We start from the raw sequence: 12,798 nt of genomic DNA on the forward strand, positions 1-12,798 counted from the left end.
AATAAAGGAAATGATCTTTACAATTATCAAAATACGCCTACAAAATGTCTTTCGCTTGTAGATAAGAATAAATATGAGTTAAAAATGCTCAATCATATTGACATCATAAATGTCGGGAACGATCCCGTAAATTTTGAATTGTCCCACTGCACAAATATTAAAGGTATAATCGACTAATACGAACATAAAAATAGAAACTATGAAACATACTCCACCTTAAAACAGGAAATTCTGAATCCTTAACTACACCTATTTTCTAACCAATTAATTAAATCAATTATGAACATTACTTTAACAGGCAATCGGTCTGTTTTATCCCTAAAACAGAAATTGTATTCATTAAAGAAACTGATAGGCTTAAGTCTCCTGATGCTACTATTGAGCACAGCGGCTTTTGCCCAAATCACCGTAAAAGGTATAATATACGATAGTGATAAAACGCCTTTAGCGGGCGCAACTGTACAGTTAACCGGTACTAGTACAAGAACCCAAAGCGATGCTGAAGGTAAATATCAGATTACTGCTCCAACTGGAACAGCCCGGCTTACAGTAAGTTTTGTGGGTTATGAATCACAAACTGTAAATATCAATAATCAAACCCTGCTAAACATTACCTTAAGTTCGCTGAATAATTTAGAGGCCGTTGTAGTTATCGGTTATGCATCTGTAAGAAAAAATGATTTAACAGGAGCTGCAACAACAGTATCGGCCAAAGATTTTAACAAAGGCCCTCTAAATGCACCCGATCAGTTAATACAGGGTAAAGTTGCAGGTGTACAAATGATCAATAACAGTGGGCAACCGGGTGGTGCCTCTACCGTTCGGATAAGGGGTAACTCAGCCATTACCGGAACCGGACAGCCTCTTTATGTCGTAGATGGGGTGGCACTTGATGGACGATCGGCACGACCATCAAGCAGTGCAGGTATCGGTACCGCGCCCGATGGTAACCCGCTAAACTTTATCAATCCGGCCGATATCGAATCGATGGAGATATTAAAAGATGCATCGGCTACAGCAATTTATGGTTCGCGTGCTGCTTATGGTGTGGTTTTAATTACCACTAAAAGAGGAAAATCAGGTGAGACCAAAATTGATGTAAGCGCCTCGGCAGGTATAAGCAATATTGCTAAAAAAGTTGATGTTTTAACGGGCGATGAGTACCGTGCCGCATTATCGAAATATAATCTTAACACTGGTAACTTCGGAACCAGTGTTGATGCATTGGATGCGATTACCAGAACTGCATATAACCAAAATTACTCGGTGGGCATAAGCGGTGGTACCAACGGCAATACCTTCCGCGCTTCACTCGGTTATCAGGACCAGCAGGGGATTATCAAAACTACCGATTTTAAAAAATATAGTGCTGGTTTTAATGGAAATTTCAAATTCCTAGAAAGCAAAAAGCTAGGTTTAGACGTTAACGTTATCAGTAATCAATACCTTGAAAGTGTAGCACCCATTACCACTGATGCAGGTTTTACGGGAAGTTTGATTTCGCAGGCACTATCATGGAACCCTACCCAATCTTTTTATAATCCTGATGGCAGCTTATTTATAGATTATGGTTCCACCACGATTAATCCTTTGGCTGCCTTGGCAGCAAATAACGATAAATCGAAAGTTACTACCATTCTGGGGAGTGTTTCTCCATATTATAAAATTACGCCCTGGTTAGAGTACCGCATGCTGGCTAGTGTAAATTATAGCACGGGTATCAGAAGGGCTTCTACAAGAAGTACCCTAAACCTGCAAGGCATCCAGCCATCAGGAACTTTTCTTGGCGGTTATGCGAGCTACTCCAACAACGAGTTAATTACGCAACAGTTTACCAATACCTTAAATTTTAACAAGGAAATTGTGGGTAAGTTGAATCTGAACGCCATTTTAGGGTACGAGTATTCTAACTTTATCAATAAAGGAGCAACCAATACAGCAACTGGTTTTGGGGATATAGCCGCCGACTATACCGATGCCTTTCAAACCACGGCCCCGGCTAACCGTACATTTTCTACCTTCAACAATCCTACAACCCAATTACAGTCGTATTTTGCTAGGGCAATTTTTAATTACGATAATAGATATATCTTAACCGCTACATTTAGGGCTGATGGTTCTACCAAATTTGGTAAATCAAATCGTTATGGTTATTTTCCTTCTTTTGCAGCTGCCTGGGATATCAGAAAAGAAAGTTTCATGTCTGATATCCAATGGTTGGATCTATTTAAATTACGCGTTGGTTATGGTAAAACAGGTAACCAGGATTTTCCTTCAGGTTCTGCGCAGCTCCGCTACGATTTTGGAAATGCGAACGGTTCGCCAATTTTAACACCGATCAACAATGAAAATGTCGATTTAAAATGGCAATCAGACAAACAGGCCAATGTGGGTATCGATTTCGGTTTGTTTAAAAACAGGTTAACCGGATCGATTGATTATTTCAATAAAACAACAAAAGATCTATTATTTCCACAGATTGCATTTTCTCCGGCAGTTGGGGGCAATGTACCTACCTGGGTAAATTTACCTGGCCAGATTATCAATAAAGGGCTGGAGCTGACCTTAAACGGTACGATTATCGATCAGGATGACTTTACATGGTCTTTAGGAGGTAATGCTACTTTTATCAACAATAAAGTACAGAATATTAATGGCATTATCAAAACAGGTTCGTTAAACGGGCAGGGTTTGAGTGGTGTAACCACCGAGGTGATCCAAAATGGGCTGCCGCTTTTTGCTATGGTTACACGCCAATATAATGGTTTGGATGCCAATGGATTTTCGAAATATACCGATGATGGTTTTACTGCTTATTATGTAGGTAATCCCAATCCAAAAGTAATTTTGGGTTTAAGCACAAATTTAAGGTATAAGAAGTTCTCATTAACGGCAAACTTTAACGGTGCATTTGGTCAGGATATTTACAACAACACCGCAAATTCGGTATTGGCGATATCTAACCTGGGTGCCCAGCGCAATATTTCAGCCGCTTTAATTGATTCGCCTATACAGGAGTCGCTTGCCAATCCAATCGCTGCTTCATCAAGGTATATCGAAAAAGGCGATTACTTAAAATTGGCCAATGCTACGCTTAACTATAACATTGGCAATATCGGTAAATCAATCAAATCGCTTAATGTTTATGTTAACGGCCAAAACCTATTCGTAATTACAAAATATACTGGTTTTGATCCAGAGGTGAATGTGAATAAAGGTGTAAGCGGGGTTCCATCTGCAGGTATAGATTATACGGCTTACCCTACGGCAAGAACCATCAATTTTGGTGTTAATTTTTCACTTTAATCTTTTAACTATAATAACATGAAAAATAAATATATTTTCACTTTTGCTGTGGTTGCCTTGAGTTTTTCTGGCTGTACCAAGCTAGATGAAAACCTGAATGGACAGGTTGGCAGTGGAGCAGTATCATCAAATAATGTTGCAGGGGTATTGGGTGCCACTTATGCCGCAATGATCGGCCCTTACCAGGCCCCATGGAACTGGGCTGCTTTGCAGGAGGTTACATCAGATGAGATTATCGTGCCTACACGTGCTGGCGACTGGGACGATAACGGTGCCTGGCGGGCACTGCACCTACATAAATGGTCACCGGATCATACTCGGATTTCGGATGTTTTTAGGGATTTAAATAGCATTTCTTATGTGGCTACGAGTGTTCTAAATGCGAGTCCGAATGCGGAGCAGGCTGCACAGGCACGCTTTTTACGTGCATTTGCCCAATTTTCGGTTTTGGATGGCTGGGGACAGGTGCCATACAGGGATCCGGGAGAGGGTGTTACCAAACCATCGCGTGTTCGGAATGCTGCCGATGAAATTACCTACCTAATTAGCGAGTTAACGGCGATCATCCCCGATCTGCCTGCCGGGCCAGCAAATGTTGCCAATAAAAATGCAGCAAGGACACTTTTAATGAAACTTTACCTTAACAAAGGAGCTTTTTTAAACCGCAGTACGCCAACTTTCGATGCTGCGGATATGGCCAAGGTAATTTCGCTGGCAGATGAAATAGCAGCTGGCGGTTATATACTCACGCCAAACTATTTCGATAATTTTGCCCCAACAAATAATGTGCTTTCAACCGAAAACATTTTTACTGCACAAAACTTAGGGGGGGTAAATGGTAGTGATTTAGATGGACAATGGAAATGTACCACACACTATAATCAGGACCCAAGCGGTTATAATGGTTTTTCGACCCTATCAAACTTTTATGCAAAATTTGAGGCTGCTGATAAACGAAGAGGTGGAACTTATGCTGGCCAAACCAACGTTTCAGGTGTTAGGGTAGGGTTTTTGGTTGGTCAACAGGTAAACCAGAATGGTGTAGCACTAAAGGATAGAAAAGGTAACCCATTGGCCTTTACTCCAGAAGTAAGCATTATAGAAAGAGACCCCAACCATTTGGAAGTGGCAGGTATCCGTGTTATCAAGTATCCGATTGACTATGCCAACTCAGGGTCTAAAAAACCAGATAACGACTGGGTTTATTTCCGTTACGCCGATGTATTATTGATGAAAGCCGAGGCCCAGTTAAGAACATCGCAACCAGCTCCTGCCTTAATCATTGTAAATTCCATCAGAACCGTTAGGGGCGCTTCAATTTTACCAAATTTAACATTGGATATTTTATTGGACGAACGTGGACGTGAGTTATACTGGGAAAGCTTTAGGAGACAGGATTTAATCCGTTTTGGTAAATTTCTTGCTGCATGGCAGGAAAAACCGGCAAGTGAGGCTAAATACCTGCTTTTCCCTATTCCTGATAATCAACTTGGTAACCCCAACCTGATCCAAAATCCGGGTTATTAAAATTTAATATCTACACCAGGGACCGTAACGGTTAACAGGCTGATTATATACTGTTAACGTTACGGCTTCTTTATTTTTATAAAAATCGATTAAAAAAAAACATGAAAAAAGAAATGCTACTTAATTATTTTTCATCAGCTTTAAGAGTACTCCGTTTGTCCAACCGAAGCCATCCTGAAGTGGATATTCACCGCCTCCACCTTTACTGTCCGTTTCTACCACATTATACTTCTCCATTAATTTGCCGGTGCCTTTAAATACAGAAATATTAAGGTTTATCCATCGCATACTAATGGTGTCGGCCAGTTTATCGTATCCATAATTGCGCAATCCCGCAATGCTAATGTATTGAAGCGGTGCCCATGCATTTGGCGAATCCCATTGCTCTTTTGTGGTGGTTAATGTGGTAATTAAGCCACCTGTTTTAAGAAAATTCCTTTCCAGTTTTTCTTTAACAGCTTTGGCCTGTGCCAATGTTGCCAATTTAAAATACAATGGAAATGCTGCTGCAAGGGTAAGCTGGTTAGAAAGTGACCGGTTTTTCCAATTATAATCAGTAAAAAAGCCCTGTTTTTTATTCCAGAAGTATTTTAGGATAGCTATTTTACGCAGATTAGCTTTTTTATTAAATAGAGCAGCCTTTGTTTTGTTGCCGGCCTCGTTGTTTGCCGTGGCAATGGCAGTTTCGAGATTGTATAATAAAGTATTTAAATCAACCGGAAGCAAATCCGTGGTAATAATCTGGTTGTAACTTTTACCATCAGCAAACCACCTGCTGCTAAAATCCCAACCCGATTCTGCAGCAGAGCGTACATTTCTAAGAAACGTGGACGGAACCTGTTTGGTTAATTTAGCGGCTTCAAAATCCTCCCTGTACGATTCTTCGCGGGGCTGATCGCCGGCATCATAATAACGGTTTAAAATAGTGCCGTCAGCAAGTTTTACCACATGGTTTATCGCTTTGCCATTGCTTAACTGGCTAGCCCCTTTCATCCAAAAATTATATTCTTTTTCCAGAACGTCCTTATAATCTGCAAGTTTTACATTTTTATTATGCTGGGTAAGCAACTGAACCATAGCAGCAAAAAACGGGGGCTGCGAACGTGTTAAATAATAAGTACGGTTTCCATTGGGGATAAAACCATATTTATTAATGAGGTAAGCGAAATTGTCAACCATATCTTTTATGGTTTTTGATCTGCCGGCCTTTTGCAGACCGAGCATTGTAAAATAAGAATCCCAATAATAAATTTCCCTGAACCGGCCACCGGGAACAATGTAAGGCTTCGGTAATGGCAGCAGTGATGTTTGGTAGGTGGAAGCCGTATCAGGATCTCTTTTTAACACCGTCCACAAGGTATCCAGGTGTTTTTCTATACCCGCACTAATATCTGATTGGTAAGTCGCATGATGGCTTTCTGACATATTAAAATATTCATTTACGAATGCCGTTAAGTCAAAATTTTGGTTGTTTTTTAGTGTGTTATAAGCCTTCATGATTTCTGAAGCACTCTTTTTTGGGATGGCATCTGCAAAAGATTTACTATCAGGATAAATTCTTGCCATTTGAACTTTCTCAAATAAATCGGGATAGGTTTGCCTCGGACTTAATTCGTTTTGTGCAATTAACTGGCTAGAGATAAATAATAAGCAGGTAAGCACCATCATTTTAATGCTTAACAAATTTTGATTCATCATATTGCTGTTTTATTAAATATAATTAATTTATCATAAAATTTACCTTCTTTAACCTTGACGAAGCCAAAAGAAACCCAACTGGCTTATTTAGCAAACAAAGATTAACTTATCTTCGTTTTGATTATTAAATAAACTTCCGATGGGAAAAACCAGAAATCAGAATAATGTAATCATCACCGGTGCTACTGGAATGGTGGGCGAAGGCGTATTGATGCAATGCTTAAACAGTCCGGAAATTGATGCTGTTTTAGTGATTAACCGCAAGCCATGTGGTTATAGCCATCCAAAGCTTAAGGAGATCATCCATCCCGATTTTTTTGATTTTTCGCAGATTGAAAATCAGCTCTCGGGTTATAATGCCTGTTTCTTTTGTTTAGGAATTACTTCGGTAGGCGTTGATAGCGATACTTATTATAAAATGACCTATACACTAACCATGCATGTTGCCGAAACGTTAAGTAAGCTAAATGAGGCGATGACTTTTTGTTATGTTTCCGGTGGCGGAACCAATGAAAATGGACGGTTGAAATGGGCGCAGGTAAAGGGTAAAACGGAGAACGATTTAATGAGATTGCCTTTTGCGCAGGTGTTTAATTTTCGCCCGGGTTTTATTAAACCGCTGCCAGGACAAAAATATGCCCATAAATTTTATAAATATATCAACTGGTTATTTCCTATTGGAAGGGCCGTTTATCCAGGTGGGTTTTGCACCATGGCCGAGCTCGGCAATGCCATGATTAATACTTTAAGCCATAATGGCGAGCGGCGTATTTTAAAAGGAAAAGATATTATTGCCTTATCAAAAGAATAAGCCCGGGTGCTGCAACGAGCTCCCAGGCTTATTAATTATCAGCTCCTTATAGACCAGTTTAGGTTTGTTTAGTTGTTTTTTAGCAAATTTTAATATAATACAGCGATAGCATCTTTATCTTTTTGCGATAATACCGTTGCACCTGATCCACATTGGCCACCATTCATAAGTGATAGGGCATCAGTTCCGGTAACACCAGGAACATTTGTAGCAGTCGATTCGCCCTGGGCTGCCCAATTGGTATGTCTGAAAGAAATACAGTGACCGAATTCATGGCATATTGTTCTTGCGCGTTGTGCAAACGAATTACCGGCTATATAATTTTTATTGATTTTAACCAAAGCACCCGCACTTCCTCCCGAAGGGAACTGTCCTTGCCCACAAACACCATTTCCTAAATTTTCATCTTTGATCAGGATGTCGTAAGGTGCTGTGGTTACAACGCTAAAACGTAAGGTCGAATTTGGAACACCATTCCATTGCGCAATTGCACTATTGATCTCGCTGCTCATAGAAGTCATAGACGGATCTACAAAAATTCTAATGTTTAGCTTTTTAGTGCTGTTTACAATGCTTCCGGTATAATACTGCTCAGTTTTAGCCCCAGCGCCATTAGCAGGGATTTCCATGTTTTTAGGGAATGTAATATCTTCTTCTACGATAAATTCATTTCCATTATCAACAATACTTGTTGCGGGGAAGCCCAAGTCTTTAATGTACTGCAAAACTTTGTCCGAATTTTTTACCGTTTCTTGAGGCTCAGCGATTGATTCCTGATTTTTTTTACAGGCTGCAATTACTACTGCCACCATGGCAACGATGGTAATCTTTTTTAGATTATTTTTCATGAAGTTTAAGTTAGTTAAGTCCTTTCGGAGCTGATAAACAAATGTAACGGAACTTGTTACATTAATTTTTGACCGTAGGATAATTTTACACGAAAACTTAATTAACACGGTTTGTAACGTTTTAAAGCTGTATTTGTATTTAAAAATTTACATGAATAGTCTGTTTTATCGATAATATTTTAGTTAAATGAGCGTTGCTAAAGAAAACAAGATTAATTCCATATCGCTTACCAATCAAAAAAAGAGTACTACCAGTTAATTCTTCTTACCTTGCCAAATTATGGCCAAAAAAGCCCAAATTTTATAATATGCAAAATGAGAGTATAGCCTTACAGGCGAAAGTGTTTTTATACCATTTAAACAATGCCAACAACGAAAATGGTTTTCGGGTCAAAGAATCGTGGAAGTTTAGCCAGGTAAGTGAGCAGGGAAAGGCCGAAATAGAACACGATTTCTTTCCTACGGTTTCTGTTCAGGTAGACCCAAAAAAGATACATGATTTTGCAGCAAGCGTATTATTGCAGCTTAAAGAACAACCTAAAATTAACGTGCCAGATCTTAATGTTAGTATCCAAACCGGATCGGAATATTTTATTGCTTTTTCTCCTGACAGGATGATCAGGTAAGATGGAAAATGAATGATGGGAATGTGGCCTGAATTGATAAAAACACTTCATTTAAAAATATTTTTATGTTGATTTTTACACTGCCATAGGGTTGTCAGTGGCCTGTATTTTCTTTGTGTGACTAAAACAAAAAAGACATGGTACAGGAACAATTATTCGCAGAAACAATGGAAGAAACTTCCCTTGTTTATTTAATGAAAAATTATGCAAACTATAATTTCTGGGCAAATTTAACCTTGGTAAATTGGTTAAAAAATCATCCGGAAGAATTATTGGAGCAGGAAGTATTATCGAGTTTCAAGAGTGTAAAGTTAACACTCGCCCATATCTTACAGGCACAGGAGTATTGGTATTCAATTCTAACTAAAACCGAATTCGAATTCCGCGAATATGGAAGTTTGAATGATATTTTTAATGCACTGTTGAAACAGTCAGAAAACTTAGCCGTTTATATTACTGCAATAAGTGAAGATAGATTTAATCAGAAAACGGAGATTCAAAGTCCTTGGTTTACTTCCGACTTTCAGAATTTTGAATATGTGCTACATGTTTTCAATCACAGTACTTATCACCGTGGCCAGATCATTACCATTTGCCACAATTTAGGCATAACAGGGGCCCCTATGACGGATTATAATTTCTATAATGTAATGGCGAAATAGATGGCCATTTTTTAGACAATGGCTTGTCAGAAAATCTCATTCAATAAAGATTTCTGACAAGCCTTTTTTTGCATATTAAAAAAAACTTCAATTATTTTTTATTGTCGTACTTCCGTTGATTGTCCTTGTTGGAAGTTTGATCTGACCGTTGGCCACCGCCATTGGTTATTCCCTGGATTTTTTTGTCCGTTTTAACATCATGGTTAGCCCGATCAGCTATTGAACTGCCCTGAACCGTTGGATTGTTTTTTGGTGTGCTTGTATTTTTCATAACTGTAAAATTTAGCGAATAATTGCAAAGCGCTATGATAACAACCAATCTATTCTCGGATATGTTTTGATTTTTTGAAATTGTTCGTCATTGCTAGAGAAGCCTTTTCAGCCGACGAGGCAATGACGAATACTGTTATGAACCAATGGCCAATGAACTAATGAACCAATTCCTAGTATAACAAAAATATAGTAGGCTGTTTATGAAGATCTATTTCCTCTTTGCGCCAGTTATAAACACTTTGAGTTTTAATAAATTCATTTTCTGCAGTAAGATTGCTGGCTACACAAACCTGCGTATTGGGTTTGCAGCTTTTCAGCACCTCTTCAAAAAGCTGGTTATTGCGGAAAGGTGTTTCGATGAATATCTGTGTTTGTTTGTAACGGCTTGCCGATAAATCTAAATCTTTAATCCTTTTGGTACGTTGCTCTTTATCAATAGGTAAATAACCCCAAAAGGCGAAACTCTGTCCGTTAAAACCTGAGGCCATTAAAGCCAGTAAAATTGAACTTGGGCCTACCAAGGGCACCACTTTAATGCCGCGTTTATGTGCTTCGGCAACAATATCTGCTCCAGGATCGGCAATGCCGGGGCAACCAGCTTCGCTCATTAAGCCTACGTCTTTTCCGGCAGCAAGTTCAACAAAAAACTGACCTAAATCTGTCCGGTTATGTTTGCCATAATCGTGTACAATCAAATCTTTTTGTGGAGTCTTTAAACCAGCCTCTTTTAAAAAGCGACGGGCTGTCTTACTGTTTTCTACAATGTAGGTATCAATCTGGTTAATGGTATCAACCAAATAAGGGGTAAAAGTTTTATGTGCTACCTCTTCAGCCAATGGTACGGGAATAAGGTATAAAGTGCCTTTTTGCATGCTGCAAAAATACTCACAATAAATAGAATTTAAGTTCTAAAATTGAGGGTACTGACAATATAATCTCTTTTGTGAACAAAGGTGTAGCAAATTTTATTTCTAACTGACTTATTTTCTGCACAATTAAAATGTGCTTAAAACGTTAAATATTAGTTAAATATGCCTCATAAGGCAATATTTGAAGGAAAATGCAGAAACTATGCATGCATATTAAACCTTCTACATTTTTGGTTCTCTAATTGATACACACACATTAGGTTATTAAAATAAAACACACAAATGAAAACACTGAAATCTACGGCACTTGTGCTGGGGCTATTTGCGCTCCTTGCCGGAACCACAACCCTTGTCAGGGCACAAGACTATCAAAACGATTACCAGGACGATGGTTACAGCACTGGCAATGTTTCTTTACAGACTTTTTACGATGAACTTTCGCCTTATGGCACTTGGATACAAGACCCTCAATATGGCTACGTTTGGCGTCCGGATGTAGATCAAAGCGAATTTCGTCCATATTATACCAACGGACGTTGGGCGATGACTGAATATGGCAATACCTGGGTTTCCAATTACGATTGGGGCTGGGCACCTTTCCACTATGGCCGCTGGGTAATTAACAGTTACAGACAATGGATCTGGTTACCTGATACCAATTGGGGACCAGCCTGGGTAGATTGGAGAAGTGGTGATGGTTATTACGGATGGGCTCCAATGGCACCAAGTATTAGTATTAACCTAAGTTTTGGCCGCCGTTACGTAGTACCAGAATTTTGCTGGAACTTTATTCCACAACGCAATATCTATATCAATGTGTTTCCAAGATATGATTACGGACGCAACAATGTATATATCCGAAACACCACCATTATCAATAATACTTATGTTTATAACAGAAGGACCTATTATGGAGGCCCGAGGGTTGAAGATATCAGACGTGCAACCAACAGGGATGTAACCGTTTACAGGTATGCACAGAGTTCAAGACCCGGTGCGAGTAGGGTTGGTGGTAGAGAGGTTTCTATCTACAGACCTAGACCAGAGCGTAATGCTGATAATCGTAGTGCAGCGCCAAGAAAATTTGAACAAGGCAATGCCGGCATTAGCAGAGGCGGAAGGAATGAAGGTTATACCAACCGCGATCAAAGAGGTGGTAATAGCAATAATAACGATAACCGTTTTGGATCGAGAGGAGATAACCGTACCGGGCAACCTGATAGGAACAACGGTAACATAAGCAGAGACAATAATAATCAGCCTAATAACAGAGGTGAAGTTTATAATAGGGATGCTAATGGCCGTTTTAGCCGCGGTAATGCCAATGGTGTAGATGGCAGAAACGGACAGGAAAATGTAAACCGTGGTCAGGATCAGCAACGTTTGGAGCAGATGAGACAACAGCGTACACAGCAAGACCGTATGAGCCAGGATCAGCAACGTACACAACGCGATGTGCAAACACAGCAGCGTGGTCAGGCAGATCAACAACAACGTGCAGCTCAAATGGAGCAACAAAGGGCACAGCGTAACGAGCAGTTTCAACAACAGCGTACGCAACGTGATGCTCAGGTACAGCAACAACGTAATGAACAGATGCAACAGCAACGTGCGCAACAAGCCCAGGCCCAGCAACAGGAAAGGACTCAACGCGATGCGCAGATGCAACAGCAAAGAAACGAGCAAATGCAGCAACAACGAGCGCAGCAGGCTCAGGCTCAGCAACAAGAAAGAGCACAGCGTAATGAACAGATGCAACAGCAACGTGCACAACAAGCTCAACAACAGCAGCAGGAACGTGCACAGCGTGATGCCCAGGCTCAACAACAAAGGGCACAGCAACAGCAGCAGCAAATGCAACAAAGACAAGAACAAAGAAGAACAGAAGCACCACAACAACAGCAACAAAGAGGTGGTGAAAGAAGCGGCTCTGAAGGAGGAAGACCATCAAGAGGTGGTAGAGGATAGATTGGTAAGTCCCGATGAAAATCGGGACTTTTTTATTTTAAAGACTTTGTAATCTTAAAATAAGAAAGTAAGGATTTTGTTCACTCTATTGTTTTGGGAATGAACATTCAGCATTGCTTCGGGAACAACAGTCCCGTTATTCGCTATAGCTCCGATGAATCCCGATGTAAAATCGGGAGGAGGCTGCCGCTGCTACCGGGTTTAGAAACA

General features: G+C 39.9%; 10 protein-coding genes. 6 read left to right on the top strand and 4 right to left on the bottom strand.

The window, feature by feature from the left end; translation table 11 throughout:
• Positions 1-279: 279 nt before the first annotated feature.
• Both AC07VK_RS08610 and AC07VK_RS08615 read left to right on the top strand, forming a co-directional pair.
• Positions 280-3,306 (top strand): SusC/RagA family TonB-linked outer membrane protein, encoded by a 3,027-nt coding sequence (locus AC07VK_RS08610; protein ID WP_492963746.1) that lies wholly within the window; start codon positions 280-282, stop codon positions 3,304-3,306.
• Between the two features lie 18 nt (positions 3,307-3,324).
• Entirely contained in the window at positions 3,325-4,833 is a 1,509-nt protein-coding gene (locus AC07VK_RS08615; protein WP_492963748.1) for a RagB/SusD family nutrient uptake outer membrane protein, read from the top strand.
• A 120-nt stretch (positions 4,834-4,953) separates the two neighbouring features.
• Here the strand turns inward: AC07VK_RS08615 and treF are convergent, their stop codons facing one another.
• Positions 4,954-6,531 (bottom strand): alpha,alpha-trehalase TreF, encoded by a 1,578-nt coding sequence (gene treF, locus AC07VK_RS08620; RefSeq protein ID WP_492963750.1) that lies wholly within the window; start codon positions 6,529-6,531, stop codon positions 4,954-4,956.
• 139 nt (positions 6,532-6,670) lie between these two features.
• Here treF and AC07VK_RS08625 point away from each other — a divergent pair, with 139 nt between their 5' ends.
• Entirely contained in the window at positions 6,671-7,342 is a 672-nt protein-coding gene (locus AC07VK_RS08625) for a Rossmann-fold NAD(P)-binding domain-containing protein (RefSeq protein WP_492963752.1), read from the top strand.
• Between the two features lie 89 nt (positions 7,343-7,431).
• Here AC07VK_RS08625 and AC07VK_RS08630 read toward each other — a convergent pair whose 3' ends face one another.
• The gene (locus AC07VK_RS08630) at positions 7,432-8,190 is read right to left on the bottom strand and encodes a M57 family metalloprotease (protein ID WP_492963754.1); all 759 of its coding nucleotides are present in this window, start codon (positions 8,188-8,190) and stop codon (positions 7,432-7,434) included.
• A 308-nt stretch (positions 8,191-8,498) separates the two neighbouring features.
• Between AC07VK_RS08630 and AC07VK_RS08635 the strand changes: the two genes are divergently transcribed.
• A complete protein-coding gene (locus AC07VK_RS08635) occupies positions 8,499-8,816 on the top strand; it encodes a hypothetical protein (protein WP_492955249.1) in 318 nt (105 codons plus the stop codon).
• A gap of 137 nt (positions 8,817-8,953) precedes the next feature.
• On the top strand, positions 8,954-9,478 hold the full coding sequence (locus tag AC07VK_RS08640; RefSeq protein ID WP_492963756.1) for a DinB family protein: 525 nt from the start codon (positions 8,954-8,956) through the stop codon (positions 9,476-9,478).
• A gap of 91 nt (positions 9,479-9,569) precedes the next feature.
• On the opposite strand, the gene AC07VK_RS08645 is transcribed toward AC07VK_RS08640, so the two are convergent.
• Together AC07VK_RS08645 and AC07VK_RS08650 are read right to left on the bottom strand one after the other, a co-directional pair.
• On the bottom strand, positions 9,570-9,749 hold the full coding sequence (locus AC07VK_RS08645) for a hypothetical protein (protein WP_057931837.1): 180 nt from the start codon (positions 9,747-9,749) through the stop codon (positions 9,570-9,572).
• A gap of 172 nt (positions 9,750-9,921) precedes the next feature.
• A complete protein-coding gene (locus AC07VK_RS08650; protein ID WP_492955251.1) occupies positions 9,922-10,623 on the bottom strand; it encodes an SAM-dependent methyltransferase in 702 nt (233 codons plus the stop codon).
• Positions 10,624-10,902: 279 nt separating this feature from the next.
• On the opposite strand from AC07VK_RS08650, the gene AC07VK_RS08655 reads away from it, so the two are divergent.
• The gene (locus AC07VK_RS08655) at positions 10,903-12,588 is read left to right on the top strand and encodes a DUF6600 domain-containing protein (protein WP_492963758.1); all 1,686 of its coding nucleotides are present in this window, start codon (positions 10,903-10,905) and stop codon (positions 12,586-12,588) included.
• Positions 12,589-12,798 lie beyond the last annotated feature (210 nt).

It is taken from the genome of Pedobacter sp. GW821-FHT01D05 (assembly GCF_059422505.1).

What these genes read in the sequence shown, in the direction of transcription:
- AC07VK_RS08630 (WP_492963754.1), bottom strand. Translation starts at nt 8,190, where the DNA reads ATGAAAAATAATCTAAAAAAGATTACCATCGTTGCCATGGTGGCAGTA.
- AC07VK_RS08610 (WP_492963746.1), top strand. Translation starts at nt 280, where the DNA reads ATGAACATTACTTTAACAGGCAATCGGTCTGTTTTATCCCTAAAACAG.
- AC07VK_RS08655 (WP_492963758.1), top strand. Translation starts at nt 10,903, where the DNA reads ATGAAAACACTGAAATCTACGGCACTTGTGCTGGGGCTATTTGCGCTC.
- AC07VK_RS08645 (WP_057931837.1), bottom strand. Translation starts at nt 9,749, where the DNA reads ATGAAAAATACAAGCACACCAAAAAACAATCCAACGGTTCAGGGCAGT.
- AC07VK_RS08625 (WP_492963752.1), top strand. Translation starts at nt 6,671, where the DNA reads ATGGGAAAAACCAGAAATCAGAATAATGTAATCATCACCGGTGCTACT.
- treF (WP_492963750.1), bottom strand. Translation starts at nt 6,531, where the DNA reads ATGATGAATCAAAATTTGTTAAGCATTAAAATGATGGTGCTTACCTGC.
- AC07VK_RS08615 (WP_492963748.1), top strand. Translation starts at nt 3,325, where the DNA reads ATGAAAAATAAATATATTTTCACTTTTGCTGTGGTTGCCTTGAGTTTT.
- AC07VK_RS08640 (WP_492963756.1), top strand. Translation starts at nt 8,954, where the DNA reads ATGGTACAGGAACAATTATTCGCAGAAACAATGGAAGAAACTTCCCTT.
- AC07VK_RS08650 (WP_492955251.1), bottom strand. Translation starts at nt 10,623, where the DNA reads ATGCAAAAAGGCACTTTATACCTTATTCCCGTACCATTGGCTGAAGAG.
- AC07VK_RS08635 (WP_492955249.1), top strand. Translation starts at nt 8,499, where the DNA reads ATGCAAAATGAGAGTATAGCCTTACAGGCGAAAGTGTTTTTATACCAT.